The organism is Micromonospora sp. NPDC127501, from assembly GCF_040302185.1.
Classification (GTDB): Bacteria; Actinomycetota; Actinomycetes; order Mycobacteriales; family Micromonosporaceae; genus Micromonospora.
Genome location: NZ_JBEORJ010000002.1, coordinates 292,449 through 318,939 on the forward strand (window position 1 = coordinate 292,449; position 26,491 = coordinate 318,939).

General features: G+C 70.5%; 18 protein-coding genes and 3 tRNA genes. 10 read left to right on the top strand and 11 right to left on the bottom strand.

Annotated elements, in window-relative coordinates; genetic code table 11:
- The first annotated feature begins 86 nt into the window (after positions 1 to 86).
- Positions 87 to 902 carry a crotonase/enoyl-CoA hydratase family protein gene (locus tag ABTW72_RS05355; protein WP_350854599.1) on the top strand — a complete coding sequence of 272 codons (816 nt, stop codon included), beginning with the start codon at positions 87 to 89 and terminating at the stop codon, positions 900 to 902.
- On the opposite strand, the gene ABTW72_RS05360 is transcribed toward ABTW72_RS05355, so the two are convergent.
- The 8 genes from ABTW72_RS05360 to ABTW72_RS05395 all read right to left on the bottom strand — a co-directional run bounded on the left by ABTW72_RS05360 (position 889) and on the right by ABTW72_RS05395 (position 15,836).
- Complete coding sequence (locus ABTW72_RS05360) at positions 889 to 4,581, bottom strand: galactose-binding domain-containing protein (protein WP_350854602.1); 3,693 nt, start codon at positions 4,579 to 4,581, stop codon at positions 889 to 891. The genes ABTW72_RS05355 and ABTW72_RS05360 overlap by 14 nt on opposite strands.
- Positions 4,582 to 4,770: 189 nt before the next feature.
- The gene (locus ABTW72_RS05365; protein ID WP_350854605.1) at positions 4,771 to 7,638 is read right to left on the bottom strand and encodes a galactose-binding domain-containing protein; all 2,868 of its coding nucleotides are present in this window, start codon (positions 7,636 to 7,638) and stop codon (positions 4,771 to 4,773) included.
- A gap of 143 nt (positions 7,639 to 7,781) precedes the next feature.
- Entirely contained in the window at positions 7,782 to 9,401 is a 1,620-nt protein-coding gene (locus ABTW72_RS05370; protein WP_350854607.1) for a glycoside hydrolase family 13 protein, read from the bottom strand.
- Between the two features lie 139 nt (positions 9,402 to 9,540).
- A complete protein-coding gene (locus tag ABTW72_RS05375) occupies positions 9,541 to 10,428 on the bottom strand; it encodes a carbohydrate ABC transporter permease (protein ID WP_350854610.1) in 888 nt (295 codons plus the stop codon).
- Positions 10,429 to 10,439: 11 nt separating this feature from the next.
- Positions 10,440 to 11,396, bottom strand: a complete 957-nt coding sequence (locus tag ABTW72_RS05380; protein WP_350854612.1) for a carbohydrate ABC transporter permease — start codon at positions 11,394 to 11,396, stop codon at positions 10,440 to 10,442.
- A gap of 86 nt (positions 11,397 to 11,482) precedes the next feature.
- Complete coding sequence (locus tag ABTW72_RS05385; RefSeq protein ID WP_350854615.1) at positions 11,483 to 12,862, bottom strand: ABC transporter substrate-binding protein; 1,380 nt, start codon at positions 12,860 to 12,862, stop codon at positions 11,483 to 11,485.
- A gap of 333 nt (positions 12,863 to 13,195) precedes the next feature.
- Positions 13,196 to 14,200, bottom strand: a complete 1,005-nt coding sequence (locus tag ABTW72_RS05390) for a LacI family DNA-binding transcriptional regulator (RefSeq protein ID WP_112677526.1) — start codon at positions 14,198 to 14,200, stop codon at positions 13,196 to 13,198.
- A 148-nt stretch (positions 14,201 to 14,348) separates the two neighbouring features.
- Entirely contained in the window at positions 14,349 to 15,836 is a 1,488-nt protein-coding gene (locus ABTW72_RS05395) for a dihydrolipoyl dehydrogenase family protein (RefSeq protein WP_350854618.1), read from the bottom strand.
- Positions 15,837 to 15,916: 80 nt separating this feature from the next.
- Here ABTW72_RS05395 and ABTW72_RS05400 point away from each other — a divergent pair, with 80 nt between their 5' ends.
- Positions 15,917 to 16,993: a serine hydrolase domain-containing protein gene (locus ABTW72_RS05400; protein ID WP_350854620.1), complete on the top strand. Its 1,077-nt coding sequence runs from the start codon at positions 15,917 to 15,919 to the stop codon at positions 16,991 to 16,993.
- Here the strand turns inward: ABTW72_RS05400 and ABTW72_RS05405 are convergent, their stop codons facing one another.
- Positions 16,994 to 18,319, bottom strand: a complete 1,326-nt coding sequence (locus ABTW72_RS05405; RefSeq protein WP_350854623.1) for a cryptochrome/photolyase family protein — start codon at positions 18,317 to 18,319, stop codon at positions 16,994 to 16,996. It lies immediately after the preceding gene.
- A complete protein-coding gene (locus ABTW72_RS05410) occupies positions 18,316 to 19,239 on the bottom strand; it encodes a phytoene/squalene synthase family protein (RefSeq protein ID WP_350854626.1) in 924 nt (307 codons plus the stop codon). Before ABTW72_RS05410 ends, ABTW72_RS05405 begins: the two co-directional genes overlap by 4 nt.
- A gap of 65 nt (positions 19,240 to 19,304) precedes the next feature.
- Between ABTW72_RS05410 and ABTW72_RS05415 the strand changes: the two genes are divergently transcribed.
- From ABTW72_RS05415 to ABTW72_RS05450, 8 genes are all read left to right on the top strand, one after another.
- Positions 19,305 to 20,447, top strand: a complete 1,143-nt coding sequence (locus ABTW72_RS05415; RefSeq protein WP_350854629.1) for a polyprenyl synthetase family protein — start codon at positions 19,305 to 19,307, stop codon at positions 20,445 to 20,447.
- 28 nt (positions 20,448 to 20,475) lie between these two features.
- Positions 20,476 to 21,957 (top strand): phytoene desaturase family protein, encoded by a 1,482-nt coding sequence (crtI, locus tag ABTW72_RS05420; RefSeq protein ID WP_350854632.1) that lies wholly within the window; start codon positions 20,476 to 20,478, stop codon positions 21,955 to 21,957.
- Positions 21,954 to 22,574 (top strand): isopentenyl-diphosphate Delta-isomerase, encoded by a 621-nt coding sequence (gene idi / locus ABTW72_RS05425; protein WP_350854635.1) that lies wholly within the window; start codon positions 21,954 to 21,956, stop codon positions 22,572 to 22,574. The genes crtI and idi overlap by 4 nt, the downstream gene beginning before the upstream one ends.
- On the top strand, positions 22,564 to 23,514 hold the full coding sequence (locus ABTW72_RS05430; protein ID WP_350854638.1) for a MerR family transcriptional regulator: 951 nt from the start codon (positions 22,564 to 22,566) through the stop codon (positions 23,512 to 23,514). Before idi ends, ABTW72_RS05430 begins: the two co-directional genes overlap by 11 nt.
- Before the next feature lie 75 nt (positions 23,515 to 23,589).
- Positions 23,590 to 24,372 carry a polysaccharide deacetylase family protein gene (locus tag ABTW72_RS05435; protein ID WP_350854641.1) on the top strand — a complete coding sequence of 261 codons (783 nt, stop codon included), beginning with the start codon at positions 23,590 to 23,592 and terminating at the stop codon, positions 24,370 to 24,372.
- Positions 24,373 to 24,526: 154 nt separating this feature from the next.
- A tRNA-Glu gene (locus ABTW72_RS05440) sits at positions 24,527 to 24,599 on the top strand.
- 83 nt (positions 24,600 to 24,682) lie between these two features.
- Positions 24,683 to 24,756, top strand: a tRNA-Asp gene (locus ABTW72_RS05445).
- A gap of 99 nt (positions 24,757 to 24,855) precedes the next feature.
- Positions 24,856 to 24,929: transfer RNA gene (locus ABTW72_RS05450), tRNA-Phe, on the top strand.
- 251 nt (positions 24,930 to 25,180) lie between these two features.
- Here ABTW72_RS05450 and ABTW72_RS05455 read toward each other — a convergent pair.
- On the bottom strand, positions 25,181 to 26,380 hold the full coding sequence (locus ABTW72_RS05455) for a hypothetical protein (RefSeq protein WP_350854644.1): 1,200 nt from the start codon (positions 26,378 to 26,380) through the stop codon (positions 25,181 to 25,183).
- Between the last annotated feature and the right edge of the window lie 111 nt (positions 26,381 to 26,491).

Sequence of the window (26,491 nt, forward strand, 5' to 3'; positions counted from 1 at the left end):
TCCGGGGCGCAAGCCGCGAACCGGCAACCGGGAGTGCAAGATCGACGGGGATTGTGGGGGTGGGGCCGGCCCGGCATGCTGGCGGGATGGGTGTGCGGGTGGAGCGGGTCGGGGCGGTCACCACGGTGGTGTTGGACCGGGCGGACGTTCGGAACGCCGTGGACGGTCCTACGGCTCGGGCGCTGGCCGACGCGTTTCGGGCCTTCGACGCCGATCCGGACGCGGCGGTGGCCGTGCTCTGGGGCGCCGGCGGGACGTTCTGCGCCGGCGCCGACCTCAAGGCGATCGGCACACCGAGCGGCAACCGGGTCGAGCCGGAGGGGGACGGCCCGATGGGTCCGACCCGGATGACGCTCAGCAAACCCGTGATCGCGGCGATCTCCGGGTACGCGGTGGCGGGCGGGCTCGAACTGGCGCTCTGGTGTGACCTGCGGGTCGCCGAGTCCGACGCGACACTCGGGGTGTTCTGCCGCCGTTGGGGAGTGCCGCTGATCGACGGCGGCACCGTCCGGTTGCCTCGGCTGATCGGCGAGAGTCGGGCCATGGACCTGATCCTCACCGGCCGCCCGGTGCCGGCCGACGAGGCGTACACGATGGGGTTGGTCAATCGGTTGGTGCCGCCCGGCCATGCGCGGGCCGCGGCCGAGGAGTTGGCGGCGGCGATCGCCCGGCATCCGCAGACCTGCCTGCGCAACGACCGGGCGGCGCTGCTGGCCGGCGCGGGGCGAGGAGAGCCGGAGGCGCTGGCGACCGAGTTGGCGTACGGGCTGGATTCGCTGGCCACGGACGCGGCGGCCGGCGCGGCCCGGTTCGCGGCGGGCGAGGGCCGACACGGCGCGACGCCGCCGGGAGGGGTACGCCCCCCGGCGGCGTCGGCTACCGACCAGCTCAGTTGCGGTTGATGGTGAAGGTTGTCGTCGGGTTCTGGATGTCCACCGCGTTGTTGCTCAACCGGAGGTTGTTGAAGGTGACCGACCCGACGGCCGGCCCCTGCCCCGCCTCCGGCATCGGGTTCGCCCAGATGGCGAAGCCGGACTTCGCGTCGTAGGCGTCCCCGCTCTTGCGGGCACCGCTGATCGAGATGTTCGTGAAGACCGTGTCGGTGATCGGGTTCTGCGGCTGCCCGCCGACGTAGTTGGTCTGGAACATGATGCCGCTGTAGGTCGGATCGATGATGTCGACGTCGCTGACCCGGATGCCCTGGAACACCTTCGAGGCGGAGAAGACCCAGATCGCCGGGAAGGTTTGTGAGCCCCAGAAATGCCCACCGGCCCGCACGATCGAGATGTTCTCGAACCGGGTGGGCGGGCTGGCACCGAAGCCGTTCATCGGATAGCCGAAGTCGAGCGAGCTGATGGTGATGCCGGAGTAGACCAGCGTGTCCGCGATGTAGATGTTGCGGAACGTGTTGCCGTAGCCGCCGTACACGGCGACACCGGCGGCCCGCCAGGTCAGGGTCGAGGTCAGGTTCTCGTAGACGTTGTCCTTCATGTCGGCGCCGCCCGCGTCGATGGCCGAGAACAGCGCGAAGCTGTCGTCGCCGGTGGCCCGGGCGTCGTTGTTGCTGACCAGGTTGTTGGTGCTGCCGTTGGTCATGTTGATGCCGTCGGCGAACATGTTCCGGATCCGGGAGTTCTTGATCGTCATGTAGTCGGTGTTCGCGCCCCAGTAGAGGCACACCATGTGCTCGTTCCAGATGTTGTCGATCACGATGTTCGACACGTTGGAGAAGTCGAACACCTTGCCCGGGCCGTCGATCCGCGAGGTGTAGTTGCCGAAGTAGGCGAAGTTCTTGAAGGAAGAGTTCGCCGCCGAGTTCTCGGCCCGGAAGCCGATGTCGGTGTTGTCCTGCCCCGACGGAGCGTTGAAGCGGGTGTACCAGGGGCCGGCGCCGGTCACCTGGACCGCCTTGCCGTACACCTGGAACTTCGACGAGGTGGAGTAGTTACCGGCCGGCAGGTACACCCCGACCAGGTTGCCGGTGGTGTCCATCCGCACCCGGTCCAGGGCGTTCTGCACGTCCTGGTGGGTGAAGCCGGTCGGCGTGGTGTAGCGGGCCGGGTCCGGGTTGGCGATCGGAGCCACCTGCTCGGTGTTGATGAAGTCGATGGCGTACGTGGTGGTGTTGGCGGGGTCCTTCTGAAGGCGGATCCTGCTGCCAGCCGGAACGGTGGAGTTGAGCATGACGTTGGCTTCGTCGTAGATGTGCCGCGGACCGCCCGCGCTCGGCGAGTTGCCCGGGCTGGTCTCGTTGCCGTAGAGCCAGGCGTACCGGGACGTCAGATCGATGGCCTTGTGGAACGTGCCGTTGACATAGACGTTCAAGGTCGAGTTGATCCCGCCGCCGCCCGGTGCGTCCGGGATGGAAAAGCGGGTGACCAGCGTGTTGGTGCTGGCCCGAGTGGTGAACTCGACGTAGCTGCCGTTCGAGTTGAGGGTCACCGCCCGCCGACCCGACGCCTCGCCGGCCAGGTCGCCGACCTCCCGGTTCGGTCCGACGACGGCGGCACCGCCGCCGATCACGCCGTCCTCAGCCTCGTACATGTCGTACGGCATGTTGGCGCCGCGACCGACGAAGAGCGGCCGGTCACTGGTGTTGTTGGCCTGCTTCACCGGCAGCTCGTTGCCGTCCACGGCGAGCACCACCCGGACGGTGTACTTGCCGTTCGCGGCGGTCCAGGTGCCCAGGCTGATCGGGCCGACCGTGGCACCGGCGTTGATCACGCCGGAGTACGAGCCGGTCAGGGTACGGACGACGGTGCCGGACTCGTTGAGCACGGTCAGAGTGATGCCGTGCGCACCGGACGCGGAAGCCTGGTTGCCGGCGTTGCGGATGGACACGGAGAAGGTCACCGTGTTGCCCGCCGACGGGTTGCCCGGCGACCAGGCGACCGACGAGGCGACCAGGTCGGAGCTGGCGACCGCGGCGACGACCAACGGGCTGGGGTTCGTGTAGCTGTTGTTGGTGTCGTCCTGCTCGACGACGGTGTTCGACTCGTCGACCTTGGCGCTGAGCGGGTAGCTGCCCGAGTCCCGGGTGCCGATGCTGGCGCTGACCGTGGTCGAGGCACCGGCCGCGAGACCGCCGACCGAGGCCGTGCCCACCCGGGTGGACCCCAGGTAGAAGTTGACGTTGGTCGCGCCGGAGGCCGCCGAGCCCGCGTTACGCACCGTCGCGGAGAGCGTGATGGTGCTGGTCTCCACCGGTGCGGACGGGCTGAACGACATGCCGGTCACGGTCAGGTCCGGGTTCGGCGCCGGGGTGCCGAAGACCTGGAACTCGGCCACCTGACCGGCCGGAGCGCCGGTGTTCGAGGCGATCGAGAGCCGTACGTCGGCCGCCGCGCCGGAGACCGGGATGGTCACCGTGTTGCCGGTACCCGGGTTGAAGCTGTAGTTCGCCGCGCCGACCAGGGTGGTGAAGTTCGACGAGCCCTGGTCCCGGCCGAGCACTGTGATGTTCTGGGTACGCGCACCCCACGCCGAGTCCGGGTTGAGCTTCACGACGACCTGGCTGAGGCTGGCGTTCGCCCCGAGCTGCACGGTCAGCGTGCTCGGGTTGCCGTTGCCCTCCCAGTAGGTGGCCACGTTGTTGTCGTTGGCGTTGGTGGCCACGAACGTGTGCACGAACCCGGAGGCGGTGATCGGCTTGCCGATCGCCAGGTTGGAACCGGTCGGCGGGTTGCCGGTGCCGGTCCGGGTCACGGTGTTGCTGTTCGCCGACTGGTTGCCGGCCGCGTCCTTGGCCCGCACGTAGTAGGACACCGTGGCACTGGTCGGCTGGCTGTCGGTGTAGGTGAGCGTCGAGCCGTTCACGCTGCCACGCAGCGCGCCGTTGGCGTAGACGTCGTAGCCGGTCACCCCGACGTTGTCGGTGGACGCCGACCAGGCGAGCCGGATCTGCCCGCTGACCGGCTGGGTGTAGGCCAGGTTGCCCGGCACGCTCGGTGCCTGGGTGTCGCTGCTGCCCGTGGCGCCGTACACCTCTACCTCGGAGAGCTGGGCGGCCGGCCAACCGGTGTTGCCGGTGACCTGCACGCGTACGTAGCGGGTGCTGGCGGCGGTGAAGCTGACGGTCGCGGTGTTGCCGCTGCTCGGGTTGAAGGTGTAGCCGGCGGACGCCTTCAGCGTGCTAAACGTCGAACCGTTGGTCGAGCCCAACACCGACAGCGTCTGCGTACGGGTCTGCCAGTCCGACGCCGGTGGCAGTTTGAGCACCACCCGGTCCACGCTGACAGTGGCACCCAGGTCCGCCTGGATCCACTGCGGGAACGCGTTGTTGGCGCTCTCCCAGTAGGTCGACGCGTTGCCGTCGTTGGCGTTGCCCGCCACGTAGTTCTGGTTGTAGCTACTGGCGGTCATGGTGGCGGAGAGCCCGGCGAGCATGGCCACGCGGGCGGCGGCCGCGGACGGGTCGGCCGCCGGTGCCGCGCTCGCCATGGGGGTGACGACCGGGGCGGTGGCGAGGAGCATTCCGGCGAGCGCGCCGGCGAGCATCCGACGGCCCGTGCGGGCGGTGCGGGGGACGGTGGTGGGCGCGCCGGCTGGCGGCGTGCCTCGTCTGGTGCCGGTACTGGACATGGGGTCGCTACACCTCTTTCGGGGGTGGGTGTGGGTGCGTTGCCCGGTGACGGGTGCAGGGGTACGCCCGTCGTTCCGCGACAGGTGGGGGACGGTGCGGGTTGGGGACGGGGTCGGACGGCTGGCGCGGCGTTGCGCCGGGACGCCCGGACCGGGTGCCCCCGCCCGGTCCGGGCAGGGGCACCCGACCTAGCTGGAGTAGACCTCGAACTCGCTGAGCTGGCCGGCTGGCCAGCCGCTGTTGCCGGTGACGGTCAGCCGCAGGTACCGCTGGGTGGTCGCCGTGAAGGTCACGGTGACCGTGTTGCCGCTGGCCGGGTTGAAGCTGTAGCCGGCGGACGCCTTCAGCGTGCTGAACGTCGAACCGTTGGTGGAGCCGAGCACCGCCAGTGTCTGCGTACGCGTCTGCCAGGCCGATGAGGGTGGGAGCTTCAGCACGACCCGGGACACCGACCGATCGGCCCCCAGGTCCACCGTCAACGACTGCGGGAATGCGTTGTTGGCACTCTCCCAGTAGGTGTTCGCGTTGCCGTCCACCGCGTTGGGGGCGGCGTACACGTCCGAGTGGCTGGTCTCGGTGATCGACCGTCCGGCCGCCAGGTTGCCGCTGGGCGGCGGCGTGGTCGGGGGCGGGGTGGTCGGCGGTGGCGTGGTCGGCGGCGGGGTGGTCTGGGTGCCGCCGTACACCTCGACCTCGGAGAGTTGCGCGGCCGGCCAGCCGGTGTTGCCGGTGACGGTGACCCGGATGTAGCGGCGGTCACCGGAGGGCAGTCCGATCGACACGGTGTTGCCCGCACCGGGGGCGAAGACCCGACCGGCGGACGACGCCAGTGTGGTGTACGACGAGCCGTCGGTGGAGCCGAGCACCGACAGGGTCTGGGTGCGTTGCTCCCAACCGCTGGGCAGCTTGAGCGCCACCCGGTCGACCGACCGGGACGCACCCAGGTCGATGGTGACCGACTGGGGGAAGGCGTTGTTGGCGCTCTCCCAGTACGTCGACGCGTTGCCGTCCACCACGTTGGCGGCCGTGTAGTTCTGGTTGGTGCTGGTCGCTGTCGTCGAGCGGCCCAGTGCCAGGTTCCCGCTGGTCGGGGGCGGGGTGGTCGGCGGCGGCGTGGTGGGTGGCGGGGTGGTGGGCGGCGGCGAGGTGGGTCCGCCGCCCCACTGGGGGTTCGGCCACGGGCCGCAGTACGGGGTCGGTGTGTACCAGCCGGAGTTGCCGGAGCCCTGGGTTATCTGGAAGCCGGCGCCCACGCAGTTGTGCATCGGGTTGCTCTGCGCGATGTTGGTGGCCCGCACGTTGGTGAACGACACCTGGCTGTTCGCCTGCACCTGGAGCGCGTAGGTGCCGGCGCCGTCGATCCGTACGTTGTTGAGGTTGATCCCGTTGGTCTGGCCCTCGATCCAGTGCAGCGCCGCGTACGAGCTGTCCAGGATGTCGGTGTCGGTGATGTTGATGGTGGGGTTCTGGAACGCCTCGTTGAGCGCGGAGAACCAGATCGCCCCGACACCGAAGTTCCAGTTGTAGTCCGAGTTGCCGTTACGGATCAACGTGTTCCGGGCGATCGTCCAGGTGCCCTGGACCCCGGTGGCGCCCTGCACGCCGGGGTAGCGGTTCGCGACGTGGATGCCACCGCCGTTGGTCAGCGAGTCGGCCGTCACGTTGTCGGTGATCTTGATGTCCCGACCGCCGTAGCTGACCAGGTGGTTCGCCAACAGGGTCACCCCGATGGTGTTGCGGGTGAAGGAGTTGTTGACGTTCGGCACGCTCTGCGCCCACATCGCCAACGCGTCGTCGCCGGTGTTGCGGACGAACGTGTTGGTCACCGTCGAGTTGGTCACCCCGGTGTGGAAGTTCACCCCGTCCGCGGTCTGGTCCAGGATCCGGCTGTTGCGGATGGTGAAGTTGTCCATCGGGCCGTCCATCCACGCCCCGACCTTGGTGTTCTCCAGCCAGAGGTTGTCCACCACCGAGTTGGTCATCGCCCCGCCCAGGGCGTTGACCTGGTCGTCGTCGACCCGTTCCCGGATGTCGCCGATGATGGCGAAGTCCCGCAGCGTGACGTTGCGGCTGGGCCCGTTCGCCTCGTGCGCGCGGACCGGGCCGGTGTAGCCGCCACCGGGGACGTACTTGCCGTAGATGCCGACGGACCTGTTCCGCTCGGTGGGGTGCCGGCCGCCGAGCACCGAATACCAGGGGCCCGCGCCGCGCAGAGTCACCCCGTCGACCACCACGTGATCCCAGAGGGTGAAGGTGCCCGTCGGGATCCAGACCGCCCGGCCCTGGGCCCTGCCGGCGTCGACCGCCGCCTGGAACTTCGCCGTCGAGTCGCTCGCCCCACTCGGGTCGGCGCCGAAGTCGGTGACCACGTCGAGCACACCGGAGGGCTTCGTGATCGCCGGGGCGACCAGCTCGAAGTCGGCCAGGTCGATGGTGAACGTGGGCGACTGCGCGGTCGAGGAGACCTGGAGCCGGATCTTCGTGCCGGCCGGCTGGGTGCTGCCGAACAGCGCCCGGGTCTCGTCGTAGAAGTGGTGCGGGTTGGTGTCACCCGGGTTGTTGTTGAACGGGTATCCGCCGTAGTACCAGCCGTACCTCGACGTGACCGGGACCGACTTCAGCAGCGCCCCGTTGGCCCGCAGGTCGATGGCGGCGTCGCGGCCGGTGCCGGCCGGGCTGTCCGGCAGGCTGTAGCGGAAGGTGACCGCGTTGGCTGGGGCGGTGAGGGTGAACTCGACGTACTCGCCGACGGCGTCGAGGGTGACCGCCTCCCGGCCGGACGCCTCGGACGGCAGCGTGCCGTAACGCCGGTCCGGGCCGATCTTCGTGCCGTTGTGGGCGGTCTCCTCCGCCTCCTGCTCGACGAACGGGACGGTGGCGCCCCGGTTGGGGATGTCGAAGGGGGACAACCCCGCCGCCGAGGCCGGGGTCGCGGTGCCGGTCACCGCGAGGGCGGTGACCGCTGTGGCGGCGAGCACTGTGGCGGCGATGGCGGCCAACAGTGCCCGGGCCGGGTGTCGAAGGTGGTGCGGGGTGGCGGTGGTGTGGTTGGCCATGAGCTGCGCTCTCCCTTTCGTCAGGCAGGCCAGATCCCCCGTGTCGGTGCGGTGTCGCGCGTCCCCCCTCGGTTCTCCCTTCCTGGGTGGCGTGGTGCCGGCGGCCGGGACGGGCCGCCGGCACCACGGCGAGCAGAGTCAGGTCAGGCCGGGCCGTCCGCCGCGCGCGGCCCGTCGGTGGATTCGGCGGTACGCAGCCAGACCGCGGTGTCGGACGGCAGCAATCCGTCGTCGAGCGGCCCGCTGGCCAGCAGCAACTCCCCCTGAGCTGGCATCGGCACCGGCGCGGCGGACAGGTTGACCAGGCAGGTGAAGCCGCCACCGCGGCTGAACGCCAGCACCCCGTCCGGGGCGGGCAACCAGGTCAGCTCACCGTCACCGAGCGCCGGGTCGGCCTTTCGGGCCTGGATCGCCGCCCGGTACAGCTCCAGCATCGAGGCCGAGTCGCCGGTCTGCGCGCTGGCTGTCCGGTCCTTCCAGTCGGCCGGCTGCGGCAGCCACGGCGCCGCGGCACCCTCGGGGCTGAACTCGAACGGCGGCTCGTCCCCGGCCCACGGCAGCGGTACGCGGCAGCCGTCCCGACCGGGGTCGATTCGGCCGGACCGCTCCCACATCGGGTCCTGCCGCATCGCGTACGGGATGTCCTCGACCTCGTAGAGGCCCAGCTCCTCGCCCTGGTAGACGTAGGCGGCACCGGGCAGCGACAGCGAGAGCAGCGCGGCGGCGCGGGCCCGGCGGGTGCCCAACTCAAGGTCGGTGGGGGTGCCCTCGCGTTTGGCGGCGAAGCTGAACCGCGTGTCCGCGCGACCGTAGCGGGTGACGTGCCGGGTGACGTCGTGGTTCGAGAGCACCCAGGTGGCCGGCGCGTTGACCGGCGCGTGCGCGCTCAGCGTCCCGTCGATGCTCTCCCGCAGCGCCGCGGCGTCCCAGGCGCAGCCGAGGAAGTCGAAGTTGAACGCCGCGTGCAGCTCGTCCGGGCGCAGGTAGTTGGCGAACCGCTGCCGGTCCGGCAGCCACACCTCACCGATCAGCGCCCGGTCGGCGTACTCGTCGGCGACCCGACGCCAGCCCCGGTAGATCTCGTGCACCCCGTCGAGGTCGTGGAACGGGTGCGGCTGGTCCTCGCGGACCTCCGGAAGCGTCCCGTCCTTGACCAGGAGCCCGGCCGAGTCGATCCGGATGCCGTCCACGCCCCGGTCGAACCAGAACCGCAGGATGTCCTCGAACTCCTCCCGCACCCGGGGGTGGTCCCAGTTGAAGTCCGGCTGCTGCGGGGCGAACAGGTGCAGGTACCAGTCGCCGGGGGTGCCGTCCGGGTTGGTGGTGCGGGTCCAGGTCTCGCCACCGAACTCGCCGACCCAGTCGGTGGGTCGCTCGTCGCCGTTGGGACCCCGGCCGGGCCGGAACCAGAAGAGGTCCCGTTCGGGCGCGCCGGGGCCACCGGCGAGCGCGGCCTGGAACCAGGGGTGCGCGTCGGAGCAATGGTTGGGCACCACGTCGACGATGGTCCGGATGCCCAGCGCGTGCGCCTCCGCGATCAGCGCCTCCACCTCGGCCAGGGTGCCGAAGACCGGGTCGATGTCACGGTAGTCGGAGACGTCGTAGCCGGCGTCGGCCATCGGGGACGGGTACCAGGGGCTGAACCAGATCGCGTCGACGCCGAGCGCGGACAGGTGGTTCAGCCGGGACCGGATGCCGGCGATGTCACCGATACCGTCGCCGTTACCGTCGGCGAAGCTCCGGGGATACACCTGGTAGATCACGGCTCCACGCCACCACGGACTTCTGTCAGCTGTGGACACGAGCACCTGCTTTCTGCGTCAGTACGTCGGCGGGTTCGCCGGACCTGGTTATGTGTCGGGCGAACGGTCGTTGTTCGCCGCGCGGGAGGACCGGTGGTCGCTATCCCTTGATGCTGCCCGTGGTCAGACCGGACATGATGTTCCGCTGGAAGATCAGGAAGATGATGACAGTGGGGATCGCGGCGATGACCGACGCGGCGATCACCACGTTCATCGGTGTGCCGCCCGCGAAGGTGTAGATGCCGACGCTGACCGTCCGGGTCTCGGGCGACGGCATGACCAGCTTCGGCCAGAGGAAGTCCTTCCAGACCGCCGTCACGGCGAAGATCGAGACGACCCCGAGGATGGGGCGCGACAGCGGCAGGATGATCGACCAGAGCGTGCGCAGCGAGGACGCCCCGTCCATGAGGGCGGCCGCCATCAGCTCCTCGGGGATCGAGTCGAAGAACCGCTTCAACAGGAAGATGTTGAACGCGTTCGCGACCATCGGCAGCCAGATGGCGAACGGTGAGTCGAGCAGGTTGATGTGCAGGATCGGCAGGTCGAGCACCGTCACGTACTGCGGAACGATGAGGACCATCGCCGGGATCATCAGGGTCCCCAGCATCAGGGCGAGGATCGTGTTGCCGAAGATCGGTCGAAGCTTGGACAGCGAGTACGCCGCGGCGCTGTCGAAGACGAGTTGGAACAGCACCGCGCCGATCGCGTAGTAGAAGGTGTTGAAGAGCAGCTTGGCGAGGGCCAGGTTGTTCCACGCGTCGATGTAGTTCTGCGGCTGCGGGTCCTTCGGAAACAGCGACGGTGGGGTCTGGGCGATCTCCTGGCCGGACTTGAGCGCGCCGGTGACCATCCAGTAGAGCGGTCCGAGGAAGACGAGCGTGAACCCCGCCACGACAACGACCAGCAGCGTCCAGTAGATGACCCGGCCGCGCCCCCGGCTGAGCTGGGATTGGGAGATGAGGGTCCGGGTTCCGGAATCCTGTGCCATTCCTCGCCGTCCTAGTCCTGTTTCGCAGTCAGCCGCACGTACACGGCGGAGAAGCCGGCCAGCACCACGAGCATGATCACGCCCAGGGCGGCGGCGCCGTTGAGATCGTTCTGGAAGAACCCGTGCTGGTAGATGAGGTACGCCACCGAGGTCGCCGAGTCCTCCGCGCCCGCACCGTTGGCGAGGATCAGGGGCTCGATGAAGAGCTGCATGGTGGCGACGATCTGCAACATCGCCAGGAGCGCGAGGATCAACCGGGTCTGCGGAATGGTCACGTGGCGGATCCGCCGCCAGATCCCGGCGCCGTCGAGCTCCGCCGCCTCGTAGAGCTCGCCGGGGATGTTCTGCAACGACGCCAGGTAGATCAGCACGGCGCCGCCCATGTTCATCCAGGTCGACGCCACCACCATCGCCGGCATCGTCATCTCGGGCGACTGCATCCACTGCGAGGTCGGCAGGTGCAGTGCCTTGAGGATCGCGTTGAAGAGCCCGGCCTCGCTCGGGTCGTACGCGTAGAACTTGAAGAGGAACAGCGCCGAGGCCGGCGGCAGCATCACCGGCAGGTAGACCAGGATCCGCAGGTACCCCTTGGCGTGGCGGAACTCGTTGAGCAGGATCGCCACGAAGAACGGCACCACGTACCCGAGGGCCAGCGCCAGGACCGTGAAGTAGAAGGTGTTCTGCCAGGCCGTCCAGAAGCTGGGGTCGGCGATGATGCGGGAGTAGTTGTCCCAACCCACCCAGGTGGTCTCGCCACGCCGGGTCCGCTGGAAGCTCATGATGATGCCGCGGACCATCGGGTACCAGGAGAAGACGACGAAGCAGAGCACCGCCCCGATCAGGAACGCGTGACCGGTGAGGTTGTCCCGTACCTTGCGGCCGAGGCTGGTGCGCTGTGGCCTCGCCGAGTACGGCGACGGCGGGCGGCCCGGTTTCCTGGAGGTCTCCGGGACGGTGGTGATCGCCAAGGCAACTCCTGGGTGAGTCGGTGACGTCGAGATGTGGTGCGAGTGGCGTGGGGGTCGGGTCGGCGTCCCGACCCCCACACGATCGGTCAGCTCTCGGCGGCGAGGAGCTGGTTGACCTTCTCCTCGGCGGTCTTGAGCAGTGCGTCGATGTTCGAGTTCGGGTTGGTCAGCACACCCGACATCGCGGCGTCGAGCACCGCGTAGACGGCTTGGGCGTTGCGCGGCTCACCCTTGATCGGAACCGGGGTGGCCTCGAAGAGCGCGAAGTTCGCCGTGTCGACGTTCGCGTTCGCCTTACGCAGCTCCAACTCCTGCTTCTGCGCGTCACTGCCGTTGGCGAAGAGCAGCGGCTGGGGCAGACCCACCGGGTAGTTCTGCGGCTTGGCCCGGACGTAGTCGAACTGGCCCTTGCCCGGGGTGAGCTTCTGGTACGCGATCCACTTCAGACCGGCCTTGACCTGCTCGGGAGTGAGGTCCTTCTTGAAGAAGTAGCCCTCGCCACCACCGAGCGTCCCCTTCGCCGCGCCGTCCTGGCCGGGCAGCGGGGCCATCGCCCAGTCCTGGAACTTGCCCTGGAACTGGCTGACGATCGCCTGGGTGGCATCCGGCGCGCCGATGAACATGCCGACCTTGCCCGCGCCGGCGTTCGTCAGCAGGTCACCCCACTGGAGCAGCTGACGGGCACCCATGCTGTTGTCGCCGTACCGCATGTCCTTGAGGTTCTGCAGGACCTGCTTGCCCATGGCGTTGTTGAAGTCGGCCTTCTTGCCGTCCTCGGTCAGCACCCGGCCGCCCTGCGAGTAGAGCAGGGAGGTGAAGTGCCAGCCACCGGTGTTGCCGGCGCTGTACTCGGAGTAGCCAGCGATGCCGTTGCCGAGCGCGGAGATCTTCTTGGCCGCGGCACGGACCTCGGCCCAGGTCTTGGGCGGGTTGTTCACGTCCAGCCCGGCCTGCTGGAACAGGGCCTTGTTGTAGACCAGGCCCATCGAGTAGTTCTTCACCGGAACGGCGTAGAGCTTGCCGCCGTCGGTGAAGACCTCCTTGAGCGCCGGGTCGACGCTGTCCCAGGTCGGGATCGTGTCCTTGTTGACGTGCTGACTGATGTCCATCGCCTGACCGGAGTCGAGCACCTGCTGGAGATCGGTCATGTACCCGTAGAAGACGTCGGTCACGGTGCCGCCGGCGAGGCGGGCGGTGAAGTCCGGCGGGTTGTTGCACTGCTCGCCGACGCTGACGCTCTTGATGATGATGTCCGGGTTCTGCTTCTGGAACTCGGCGACGTCGTCGTTCCAGTTCTTCAACAGCTCTTTCTGGGCGCCGACCGGCTGGCAGTCGACAGTGATGGTGACCTTGCCGCCGGCGCTCGAGCCCTTGTCGTCGCCCTTCGTGGAGCATGCCGTGAGGCTGAGCCCCAGGCCGGCCACGAGCGCGACCGCCGCAGCCTTTCGGTATTGCGGTACGGACATCTGTCCATCCCTTCGGGAACGGGTGTCTCCAGTGACCTTCGCTGATCTGCGGTGATACGACCTGACGCCCAGTAGCTGCGTCGGAGCCAGGTGTGAGTGGAGTCACTGTAACGAGGCCGACTCATTTCGGCAAGGTATCGACCCTGTTCCGAAAGGACACGACGTGATTACGACAGATGTTGGCAAGACACTGAAAGCCGCCCGGTTTGCCGACTATTGATCCCTTGTGTCCGGTCATTCGGCCCGGTCGATGCCGACCGGGGCGAGCAACGACGAAAACGGCCGCCGACCGCGAGAGGCGGTCGACGGCCGAAGCGTCGTCAGGTGTGGTGCCTAGCGGCCGGGGGCGGGCGCGGTGGAGCCCCGCACCACCAACTCCGGCTCGAACAGCAGCTCGTCCTGAAGGACGCCGGCACCCTCGATCTGGGTGACCAGCAGATCCACGGCGGCCTGCCCCATCGTCTCGATCGGCTGGCGCACCGTGGTCAACGGCGGATCGGTGCACGTCATGAAGGCGGAGTCGTCGAAGCCCACCACCGACACGTCGGCCGGAACCGAACGGCCCAGCCGCCGGGCCGCGCGGATCGTGCCCAGCGCGAGCACGTCGCTGGCGCAGATGATGCCGGTCACGCCCCGCTCGACCAACTTCGTCGCGGCGACCCGCGCCCCCTCCATCGAGAAGCTGGAACGCTCGACGCACTCGGCGTCACCCTCGTCCCAGCCGGCAGCCTGGACCATCGCGTCGAGCTTGCGCCGTGACGGCACATGCCCCTCCGGGCCGAGCACCATCCCGATCCGTTCGTGCCCGAGCGAGCGCAGGTGCCCGTACGCCTGCTCCACCGCCACCGCGTCGTCAGTGGAAACCCGGGGAAAACCCAGCTCGTCCACACCCGCGTTGACCAGCACGACCGGAAGCCCCCGGTCGGTCAGCCGACGGTAGTGGTCGTGTCGGGCGTCGGCGAGCGCGTACGAGCCACCGGCGAAGATCACCCCGGAGACCTGGTGGTCGAGGAGCATCTCCACATAGTCCATTTCGGAGACCCCGCCGATGGTCCGGGCACAGAGCGCCGGGGTGTAGCCGCGCTGGGCGAGAGTGCCGGTGACCACCTCGGCCAGCGCCGGGAAGATCGGGTTCTGCAACTCGGGCAGCACCAGCCCGACCAGCCGGGCGCGTTCGCCGCGCAGCTTGGTCGGCCGCTCGTAACCGAGCACGTCCAGCGCCGTCAGGACGGCCGTGCGGGTCGCCTCGGAGACTCCGTCGCGGCCGTTGAGCACCCGGCTGACGGTGGCCTCGCTGACGCCCGCCTTCTTGGCAACTTCAGTCAACCGCTTGGTCACGGTCGCAATCGTACGTCACCTGGATGAAAGAAATGAACAGCAATCTGCCCGTCGTTTGCTGGCCGACTGCCGCATTCTTCCCACCGTCCGGACCCGCGCGCGGGGCATCGCGAAGCGCCGGGCGCGGTGGCCTCGGGTGGGGCTGGGGTCAGGAGAGGTCGCGCAGGGCGCTCTCGATGGCCCGGTGGAAGGTCGGGTACGCGTAGATCATGTGCCGGAGTTGACTCAGCGGCACCGCCGCGTGCACCGCCACCACCAGCGCGGACAGCACCTCGCCGCCGGCCGGGCCGGCCGAGGTCGCGCCGATCAGCACGCCCTGGTCGGCGTCCGCCACGAGCTTGATGAAACCGTCGTCGCCGACCCGGTGGATCCAGCCGCGGGTCGAGCTGCCGAGCTTGGTGAAACCCACCTGCACGTTGATGCCGCGCTCGCGGGCCTGCTGCTCGGTGAGCCCGACCGCGCCGATCTCGGGATCGGTGAAGGTCACCCGGGGCAGCGCCCGGTAGTCGGCTCGCGGGACGGTGCCGGCCGATCCGCTCGATCCGCTGGCGGCCAGCGAGCTGGACGCGCCCATCGCCCCGCCGACCACGCTGGAGGTGCCGCTGGCGTCCGCTCCCGCCTTCGCCTGCCGGGCGCGGGCCAGGATGTCGGCGATCACGATCCCCGCCTGGTACATGGCGATGTGTGTGAAGGCGCCCTCGCCGGTGATGTCGCCGACCGCCCAGACGTGGTCGGTGACGTGCAGACGGTCGTCGACCGGAAGGTAACGCTGGCTGGCGTCCACGCCGATCGTGTCCAGGCCCAGCTCGGCGAGGTGGGCCTTGCGCCCGGTCACCACCAGCAGCCGGTCGGCGGTGAACTCGGCGCCGCCGGCACCGCGCAGTGTGAACCGGGTCCCGTCGTGCTCGACCCGTTCGGCGCGTACCCCGGTGTGGATCTCCACGCCGTCGGCGCGCAGCGCCGCGGCGGCGACCTCGGACGCCTCGGGTTCCTCGACGGCCAGCACCCGGTCGAGCGCCTCGACCACTGTGACCCGGACCCCGAAGCGGGCGAAGACCTGCGCCAACTCCAGACCGATCGCGCCGCCACCCAGCACGAGCAGCGACTCCGGCAGCTCCTCGACCTCGATCGCCTGGTGGTTGGTCCAGTACGGCGTGTCGGCCAGGCCGTCGATCGGCGGCACCGACGGGCGGGTGCCGGTGCCCAGCACCACCCCGTGTCGGGCCTCGAACACCTGGTCACCGACGCGGACCCGGTGCGGACCGTCGAGTCGGCCGCTGCCGCGCACGAGCCGGCCACCCTTGCCGACGAACCGCTCCGCCGCGACCGTGTCGTCCCAGGTGTCGGTGGCTTCCTCGCGGATCCGCTTCGCCACCGGCGCCCAGTCCGGTTGGACCTGTGCCGTCCCGGCGAGCCCGTCGACCCGGCGAGCCTCGGCGAGCGCGTTGGCCGCTCTGATCATCATCTTGCTCGGGATGCAGCCCCAGTACGGGCACTCCCCGCCGACGAGATCCCGTTCGACACCGACGACGTTCAGGCCGGCCTCGGCAAGTCGCTCAGCCACCTCCTCGCCGCCAACCCCGAGCCCGACAACGACCACATCCACCAGCTCCGGCTCCGCCACACCGAACAGCATCCCCCAGCGACACCACCCCAACCACCGGGGTCGGCGGAAAAGTCGGCACCCACACCGGCCCGGACGCTTACCGTGGCCGGATGCACGCACGCTTCGCTCCGGTCCGGGACTGCTTCCACGACCTGCTCGCCTCCGGCCGGGAAACCGGCGCAGCCCTGACCATCTATTACGACGGGCAGCCGGTCGTCGACCTGGTCGGCGGCTCTCGAACCGGCGACGGGCCGGGCGGCGAGCCGTGGCTGCCGGACACGCTGGTCAACGTCTACTCGGTCGGCAAGCCGGTGGCCGCGCTCTGCCTGCTGATGCTCGTCGACAGGGGAACCGTCGATCTCGACGCGCCCGTGGACCGGTACTGGCCGGAGTTCCGGACTCCCGCCACCGTGCGTCAGGTGTTGTCGCACACCGCCGGGCTGCCGGCCTTTCCGGTGCCCCGACCGGCCGCCGCGGTCGCCGACTGGACGCTGCTCACCGGCGACCTGGCCGCCGCCGACTCCGAGTGGTCGCCGGGCACGGTCGCCGGGGAACACGCCTGGACGTACGGGCATCTGGTGGGCGAGCTGGTCCGCCGCGTCGACGGACGGTCGGTGGGCCGGTTCCTGGCCGAGGAGGTCGCCGACCGGTGGCAGCTCGACCTCGGCTTCGGGTTGACCGGGGCGGACCAGTTGCGCTGCGCGGACCTGCGGTACGGCGACCAGGGATGGCCGAGCCGCAAGCTCGGCGAGCCGGGGTCACTGCGGGCGCGGGCGCTGGGCAACCCGGCCGGCGGGCTGGACCTGGCCGTGCTGAACAGTCCGCTGTGGCGGGGCGCCGAAATGCCGGCCGTCAACCTGCACGCCACCGCGCCCAGCCTGGCCCGGCTCTACGCCGGTCTGCTGGCCGGTGGTGTCCTGGACGGCGTCCGGCTGTTCAGTCCGGAGCTGGTGACAGAGACGACCCGGGTGCAGTACGACGGGCCGGACCTGGTGCTGGACCGCCCGGCCCAGTGGACGCTGGGCATGCAACGGGAGCCGGACGGCAGCTGGGGCATGGGCGGCATCGGCGGCAGCAGCGCGTGGGCCGACCCCGAGCGGGGCTACACCGTCGCGTACGTCACGGCGCATCTCGCCGAGCACGACCGGGTGGACGAACTGGTCGAGGCGTTGCACTCGGTGCTCTGATCAGCGCAGCCAGACGGGGTCGGTGCCGGGTACCGAGAGGGGCGGTGGGTAGTCGAGCGTCTGGCGCAGGGCCTCCGGCAGCCGCCAGGGTTGGTGCACCGCCTTGCCCTGCACGGTCGCCAGCTCCGGCACCCACCGGCGCACGTAGTCGCCGGCCGGGTCGTACCGTTCGGCCTGCCGGACCGGATTGAACCCCCGGTAGGGCTTCGTGTCGTTGCCGGTGCCGGCGACCCACTGCCAGTTGCCGGAGTTGTTCGCCACGTCCCCGTCGAGCAGCCAGCGGAAGAACACCGCCACCCCGGACCGCCAGTCCTGCCCGAGGTGCTTGGTCAGGTAGCCGGCGGTGATCAGCCGGGCCCGGTTGTGCATCCAGCCCTGTGTCAGCATCTGCCGCATCCCGGCGTCGACGATCGGCATCCCGGTGCGTCCCTCGGTCCAGGCCGCCAACGCGTCGTCGTCGTAGCGCCACTGTTCGGTGGCACCCCGCCGGTACGCCGTGGTCGAGATCTCCGGGAAGGCGGCGGTGACCTGGTAGTAGAAGTCCCGCCAGCAGAGCTGCCGGACGAACGGGCCGGACCTGTCCCCGGCGCGGTTCGCCACCGCCAGCGGCGACACGCAGCCGAAGCGCAGGTACGGGCTGAGCCGGGAGGTGTCGTCGCCGGCCATGTCGTCGTGCTGATCGCCGTACCGGGTCAGGTCGGGCAGCCAGTCGGCGAGCCGCGCCTGGGCGATCCGCTCGCCACCGGTGGCCGCTTCCGGCGAGTCGCCGGCCGGCAGCGCCGGCAGCCGACCCACGCGTACCCGATCGGGCAGCGCGATCCGGCGCGGCGCGGCCAACTCCTCGCGCCAACGGTTGGCCGCCCAGGCCCGGTGGTACGGGCTGAACACCCGGTAGTGGTCGCCGCCGGCACCGGGCCGCAACGCGCCCGGCTCGACCACTGTCAACCCGGGAAACAGCCGCAGGTGCAGCCGGTGCCGCTCGCACTCGGCGCGTAGTCGCCGCTCCCGGCGGCCGGCGTAGTGGCTGACGTCGGCCGAGAGCGCGACGGCGGTGGCCCCGACCTCGTCGGCCAGCCGGATCGTCTCGGCCACCAGGCCGCCGTGCCGGACCACCAGGTCGCCACCACGCTCACGGAGTTGGTCGCGCAGGTCGGCGAGGGCCTGGTGCAGGAAACGGGTGCGGTTGGCGGAGAGGTCGGCCAGCGCCGGGTCGAGCACGTACAGCGGCACCACCCTGTCGAAGGCCGCACAGGTGGTGGCCAGCGCCGGGTGGTCGTGCACCCGCAGGTCGCGGGTGAGGAGCACGATCGCCGTGCTCACTGTCACCGGCTCTCCGGCTGGATCGTCGGCCCGGGGATGACGACCGGCGTACCGGTCGAGCTGAGCAGGGCCCGCGCGGCCACCGCCATCCGTCGCCGCTGCGGCACCAGGGCCCGCCGGGCGAAGACGTCGTAGTCCTGCGCGGCCACCTCGTCGAGGATGCCGCCGTAGAGGGCGTAGGCGGTGCGCATGCAGGCCTGCGAGGCGGGCGCCAGCATGGTGATGCCCGGTGCGGCGGCGGCGTAGTGGGCCTGGGCGCGGGTCACCTCGTACTCGATCAGCTCGCGGATCCGTGGGGTGACGCGGCCCTTGGCGCGGGCCTCGGCCAACTCCTCGCGGGTGACCCCGAACTTCGCCATGTCCTCGTCCGGCAGGTAGGTGCGGCCCCGGTCGAGGTCCTCGGCGACGTCCCGGATGAAGTTGGTGAGCTGGAAGGCGAAGCCGAGCTGCCGGGCCGGCTCCCGGGCCGCCACCGGGTCGGAGCTGCCCAGGATCGGCAGCATCATGGTGCCGATGACCGCCGCCGAGCCCTCCATGTAGTCGAGCAGGTGGTCGTAGGTCGGGTACGCGGTGACGGTCAGGTCCATCGCCATGCTCTTCAGAAACGACGCAAAGTCGTCCCGGTCGAGATCGAAGACGGCGATCGTGTGCAGCACGGCCGGCAACAGTGGGTCGTCGACCGGCGCGCCGTGCAGACCGGCCACGAACTGGCTGGCCCAGCGGTCCAGCAGGGCGGCCCGCTCGGCTGGCGGCAGGTCCTCGGTGCGGTCGACGATTTCGTCCGCGTACCGCGTGAACCCGTAGAGGGCGTGCACATGTCGTCGTTTCCAAGCGGGAAGCAGGCGGGTGGCGAGATAGTAGGTGCGGCCGTGGCGTTTGTGCAGCTCACGGCACCGGTCATAGGCAGCGGTGAGATCAGTTTCCACCGGCCCTCCTCCATTTATCGACGCACCAATCGACGCAACTCGTAGCCTAGGGTACGCTCAGCCGCATGGCCAACGACGCAGTTGCGGGCAACGTGACCCGCGTGGCGCCGACAGGGCCGGGGGACGGGGACGATCCGGTCCGCGCCGTTCTGGCTGCTTATACCCACGATCTGGTCACAGCGGTCGACGAGACACTGGACACCTTCCTCACCGCCGAGGTCGATGCCCTCAACGACATCGACGCGTCAATGGGCAAATTCGCCGCCACCGCGCGGGAGGCCGTTCTGACCGGCGGCAAGCGGATCCGCTCCACGTTCGCCTACTGGGGGTGGCGCGGGGCCGTCGGTGGCACCGCGGCGCTGCCACCCGTGCTGCCCGCGCTTGCCGCGCTGGAGCTGCTGCACACCTTCGCGCTGGTGCACGACGACGTGATGGACGCGTCCACCACCCGCCGCGGCCGGCCCACCGCGCACGTCGCGCTCGCCGAACAGCACGTCGCCGCCGGCCACCGAGGTGATCCCGGCCGGTTCGGTGAGGCCGTCGCCGTGCTCATCGGCGACCTCTGCATGGTCTGGGCCGACCAGTTGCTGGCTCACGCCTCGGTGCCGTCGACGCGCCTCTTCGAGGTGCGCCGCTGCTACGACCAGATGCGGGTCGAGACGGTCGCCGGGCAGTATCTGGACGTGCTCGGCGAGAACGACCCGGGCAGCTGGTCGGTCGACCGGGCACTACGGGTGGCCCGCTACAAGACCGCCAGCTACACCGTCCAGCGACCACTGCTCTTCGGTGCCTGCCTGGCCGGGGTGCCCGCCGACGACCCGCTGGTCTCCGCGTACACCCGCTATGGCCTGGCCGTCGGCGAAGCGTTCCAGCTCCGCGACGACCTGCTCGGCGTCTACGGCGACCCGGCGGCCACCGGCAAGCCGGCCGGGGACGACCTCCGCACCGGCAAGCCGACCACGCTGCTCATGCTGGCCCGTGAGCTGGCCACGCCGGCCCAGCTCGCGGCGTTGGAGCGGGCCGCCGACGGATCGGTCGACACGCTTGCCGGGCTGGTCGCCGAGACCGGCGCGGTGACCCGGGTGGAACAGATGATCGCCGAGCGGGTCAGCGATGCGCTGGCCGCGCTCGACGCCGCACCCGTGGACCAGACGGCGCGGACCGCGTTGAGCGGTCTGGCCACCGCCGCTGCCAACCGGCGGGCCTGATGAGCGACTTGAGCGAGGAGGTGGTCACGTGCGGACGGTGACAGGACGGACGGACCGGGTGGTGGTCGTCGGGGCCGGGCTGGGCGGGCTCGCCTGCGCGCTGCACCTGGCCGGCAGCGGTCGACAGGTGACAGTGCTGGAACGCGAGCCGGTGCCCGGCGGACGGGCCGGACGCCTCGGGGTGGACGGCTACGAGTTCGACACCGGCCCGACGGTGCTCACCATGCCCGACCTGATCGCCGAGGCGCTCGGCGCGGTCGGCGAGGAGCTGCACGACTGGCTGGACCTGACCCCGCTCGACCCCGCCTACCGGGCGTACTACCCGGACGGCTCGACCCTCGACGTGCTCACCGACACCACCCGGATGGCGGCGGAGATCTCCCGGGTCTGCGGGCCCCGGGAGGCCGATGGCTACCTGCGGTTCGTCGAGTACGCGCGGGAGCTGTGGCGGTTGGAGCGCACCGACTTCATCGAGCGCAACCTGGACGCGCCGACCGACCTGATCACCGGCAATCTGCTCAAGCTGCTCAGCGGCGGGGCCTTCCGGCGCCTCCAGACGAAGATCAACCAGTTCTTCCGGGACCCGCGTACCCAGCGGATCTTCTCCTTCCAGGCGATGTACGCCGGCCTCGCGCCGCACGACGCGCTGGCCATCTACGCGGTCATCGCGTACCTCGACTCGGTGGCCGGGGTCTACTTCCCACGCGGCGGCATCCACGCGGTCTCCAAGGCGATGGCCGGCGCGGCCGAGAAGCACGGCGTGCAGATCCGGTACGACACCACGGTGACCCGGGTGGAGACCGTGAACGGCCGCGCCACCGGCGTACTCACCGCCGACGGCGACCTGGTGCCGGCGGACGTGGTGGTGCTCAACCCCGACCTGCCGGTCGCCTACCGGGACCTGCTCCCCGCCGCGCCGCAGCGCCGCCTCACCTACTCACCGTCCTGCGTCGTTCTGCACGTCGGCTCCCGACAGGCCTATGCGAAGATCGCCCATCACAACATCCATTTCGGACGCGCGTGGAAGGGCACCTTCGATGAGGTCATCCGACGGGGTGAGCTGATGACCGATCCGTCGCTGCTGGTGACCAACCCGAGCCGGACCGACCCCGCGGTGGCCCCGCCGGACCGACACACCTACTACGTGCTCGCCCCGGTGCCCAACCTGCACCGGGCGCCGTTCGAGTGGCGTGGCGACCTGACCCAGCGCTACACCGACCAGCTGATCGGCACCCTGGAGGAGCGCGGCTACGTCGGCTTCGGCGCCGGGGTCGAGGTGCTCCGGGCGATCACCCCCGCCGAGTGGGAGGAGCAGGGGATGGCCGCCGGTACCCCGTTCGCCGCCGCGCACACCCTCTTCCAGACCGGGCCGTTCCGCCCGTCCAACCTGCACCGCGACCTGCCGAACGTGGTCTTCGTCGGCTCCGGGACCCAACCCGGCGTCGGCGTACCGATGGTGCTCATCTCCGGCAAGCTCGCCGCCGGCCGGATCACCGGGGAAGGCCGATGAGCAGTCGGGAGAAGCACCTCGTCGAGCTCGTCGACGAGACCGGCGAGGCCCACGGCGAGACCACCGTCGCGGCCGCGCACCAACCACCCGGGCAGCTGCACCGGGCCTTCTCGGTGTTGCTGGTGGACCCGGATGGCCAGGTGCTGCTCCAGCGCCGAGCCGCCGTCAAGACCCGGTTCCCACTGCGTTGGGCCAACTCCTGCTGCGGCCACCCCCAGCCTGGCGAGTCGCTCGCCGAGGCGGCCAACCGACGGCTGAGCGAGGAGTTGGGCGCGGGCCCGGTCGAGCTGACCGAGGTCGGCATCTACGTCTACTACGCCGAGGACCCGGCGACCGGTCGGGTCGAGTTCGAATACGACCACGTTCTGCGAGGCGAGTTCCTGCCCGGCGCTCCGCTACTGCCGGACCAGGACGAGGTGGCCGAGGTGCGGTGGGCCGACCCCACCGCACTGGAGGCCGAGTTGAAGCTCGACCCCCGGTCGTACGCGCCCTGGCTGGGCGGGGTGGTGAACCGGCTGCTACGCCCCACGGAGTCCGGGTCGGAGGCAACCGGCCCGGCCCTGACGCCGCCCGGATCGTCGGGGCACGACGCGGCGGAGCGGTCGGGTGGTCGATGAGGCGCTGAGCGCGGGCGCTGTCGCACGACGGTTGGGGGTCGCGGTGACGACCCTCCGCACCTGGCACCAGCGCTACGGGCTCGGGCCCAGCGAACACATCCCCGGTCACCATCGCCGGTACACCCAGAGCGATCTGGCCCGTCTCGAGATCATGCGACGGCTCACCGCCGAGGGGGTGAGCCCCGCCGAGGCGGCCCGCTGGGCCCGCCAGGCACCGGACCCGATGCCCAACGGCACCAGCACCGTCGCCCCCGCCCGGATCCTCCCGACCGGCCGTGACGGCGGCGGCTCCATCCCGGTCGGCCGTGCCGGCCCGGCGGCCCGCGGGTTGGCCCGGGCCGCCATGCGACTGGACGCGGCGGCGATCAGCGAGACGATCGCGCACACCCTGGCCGCCAGCGGGGTCGTCGCCACCTGGGAGGGCCTGCTGCGCCCGGTGCTCGCCGGCATCGGCGAACGGCACGCCGCCACCGCCGGCCTGATCGAGGTGGAACACCTGATGTCCCGCTGCGTCTCGGAGGCGCTCGCGGCGGCCAGTCGGGCCAACGTGCCCACCGGGCCGGCCCGGATCCTGCTCTCCTGCGCCGACGAGGAACAGCACACGCTGCCGCTGGAGGCGTTGGCGGCGGCTCTCGCGGAGGCCGGTGTCAGCTACCGGATGCTCGGCGCCCGGGTGCCGGTGGTCGCTCTCGTCGAGGCGGTCAACCGGACCGGACCGGCCGCCGTGGTGCTCTGGTCGCACACCCGGGCCACCGCCGACCCGACCCAACTCAGCGCGCTGCTCGCCGCGCCCCGGCGCCCGTTGCTGGTGCTCGCCGCCGGCCCCGGCTGGCGAGCCGACACGCTGCCCGCCGGGGTGGTGCGGCCGGTCGACCTGGCCGAGGCGGTCTCGCTCTCCGCCGCCGTCCGCGACTCCCTGGACCAGTCGAGGCGTGATTGATCGCACTGTCGCCGAATCGCGACGTGAACTACCGTCGGGCGGGTCCGCCTACCCCGACCCTCCGGGAGCGAGCAGATGCAAGCCCGCGCCACCCTGGCGTCCGTCCTCGCCTTGGCGCTGGTCCTTTCCGGCTGTGCGCAGCCGGAGCGCACCATCGCACCCGCCGGCGCTCCACGGCCGGTGGAATCGACCACGCCGCCCACCCCGACACCGCACCCCAGCGTCACCAAGCCGGCCAAGCCGCCGCTGCGGCCGCTGCCGGCCAAGCTCCCCTCCGGTCTGGGACGCAACACCGGCGTACGCCCGGTGGCCCTGACGTTCGACGACGGGCCCAGCCCGGCCTGGACACCCAAGGTGCTCGACCAGCTCAAGGCCGCCAAGGTGACGGCGACCTTCTGCGTCGTCGGCCGCGAGGTGCAGCGTCACCCGGAGTTGGTCCGGCGGATCGTCCGGGAGGGACACCAGCTCTGCAACCACAGCTGGCGTCACGACCTCGATCTTGCCCGTCGGCCTGTCGGCGAGATCCGTGCCGACCTGGACCGCACCAACAAGGCCATCCAGAAGGCCGCACCTGGCGCGAAGGTGTCGTTCTACCGGCAGCCCGGCGGCCGGTGGACGTCGGAGGTGCTCGGGGTGGCCAAGAACCTCGGTATGCGTCCGCTGCACTGGTCGGTCGACCCGCAGGACTGGGACAAGCCGACCGCGGCCACGATCGGCAAACGTGTCCACGCCGCCACCCGGCCCGGTGCGATCGTTCTTCTGCACGACGGGGGCGGTGATCGGGCCGCGACACTCGCCGCATGCCCGAAGTTGATCGCCGACCTGAAGAAGCGCTTCGGCATCACCCGACTCCGCTAGAACCGCTCTGACCTGCGGTTATGGCCCGCCCTAAGCCCTTGCCGACACCGATTTTGTCGACCGACGGAGCATCACGTATGCTTTCCAAGCCTCCGGCGGGGCCGGATGGGAGCAAGTCCGCTTGAAGTTGCGAATGTGCAATGATGGCGGGGCCGCCCTCATCGTCTAGCGGCCCAGGACGCCGCCCTTTCAAGGCGGTAGCACGGGTTCGAATCCCGTTGGGGGCACGACCGGCGCAAGCCGGAGCAAGGCAAGGCCGGCGCAAGCCGGAGCAAGGCAAGGCCGGCGCAAGCCGGAGCAACACAAGCTAGGTCCTGTGGAGCAGTTGGAGTGCTCGCCGCCCTGTCAAGGCGGAGGTCGCGGGTTCAAGTCCCGTCAGGACCGCAGCGCTGACGCCGCGCCCCGCGCGGCGTTCTGCGTATCGGAGCAGGTCACCTTGCCGCCGGTTCGTCCGGTTGCCGGGTAACATGAGCCGAGCGACACGGCCAGGTAGCTCAGTTGGTACGAGCGTCCGACTGAAAATCGGAAGGTCGGCGGTTCGACCCCGCCCCTGGCCACATAGCCTTTCGCCGGGCTACAGAGGTCCCCACCAGCGGAAACGCAGGTGGGGATCTTGCTTTTGGCGGGTCGCTTTCAGTGACGGCCACACCCACCACACTCCACGTGGGCTACTCCTGGGCTGTCGCCAACACCTCCCGTCGGCCTGGATGACCAGCCCTGGCCAGCCTGCCTGGTCGACCCGGCCAGCCTCCGTGATCAACACGACTTTCTTGAAGTCGCGGTGTCCCAGCAGACGCACCGCGCGGCGTCAGTGGTCGCGGCGGCCCTGCGGGCGATGCTGGGCCACGCTGCCCTGGATCGCCTCCCACACGCTGCGCCCGGCCTCTCGCAGCGTCTCCCCCGCCTGCTCGGCGAACTGGGCTGCGCTCTGTGCCGCGGCCTGCGCCGCGCCCGGCAGACCACCGTCGCCATCCCTGGACGGGCTCGGACCGGACGCAGCCGACTGGCCGGGCTTGTTGCCGGTCCCCCCGGCCGTCGGCCCCGCCGATCCCCCGGGGCGCTGCTGGTCCCGGCTCGCCGCCGCTGGGTGCGCTCCCTCACCCGCACCTTCGGGCCGCTCTGCACCGGCGGGACGCGACCCCTCGGACCGCCGGTCTTCCGGGCGGTCGCCACCTGGCGCGCCGCCCTCCGGCGCACGGCCCTCCGGCTGCCGTCCATCTGGCTGCCGTCCCTGAGCATGCTGGCCCTGTGCATGCGGCCCCTCAGGGCGCCGGCCCTCCGGCTGCTGGCCCTGCCCATGCTGGCCCTGCGTATGCGCCTGCTCGGCCAGCCCTGGGCCGCCGGCTCGCGGCCCAGGGCCGCCGGCACCCGGTCCCGAGCCGCCCGGCCCCGCCCCGGACCCACCCGCATCCGACCCACCCGCCTCCGGCCGATCAGAACCCAGACGACCAGGGCCGAGCTGATCGGGACCCGGCCGGCCAGGACCCGGTGGCCGACCCGGACCCGGCCGGTCGGAACCCAGTCGGTCGCGGTCGGCCACCGGGCTGGCCGCGCCGACCCGCCGGACCGGCTCGTCGCCTACGTCGTCCGTGCGTCGACTCGATGCCTTGATCTCCGCTGCGCCCGTGGCCAACTGCTGGGCACTGCGGTTCACGTCGTCGACGGCGGTGCCGGCCGTGCGCGCGAGCGCCTCGATGATGTGTGGGTTGTGGTCGAGTGTGTCGAGCGCGCGGCCCAGGATTCTGGTCAGCTGCTCCAACCGCACGCGCAGCTGCGCCTCGGCGCTCACCCCGTCGATGTTCAACTCGCCGCCGTCGAGGTGCACCCGTACGCCGGCGTCGACCTGGAGCAGGTTGGCCACCCGGGCGCGCAGCGACAGGTCGGCCTCCAGACCGTCGACCGCCAGTCGGATGGAGTCGACGGAGACCTTCGGAATGTCGAGCAGGACGTCCGGGTTCCCGCTGTCGACGTTGCGGTCCGGCTCCCGCTGCTGCCCGCTCTCGCTCATGTTCTCCCCGCCCCACCTGCACACCAGCCCGGTCGTCCGGGCCGTCGGGCGCGGTTACCCGCTTTCCGGCGGGCCATCCCGTCCGTGACGACTCGACGACCCTCTGTCTGG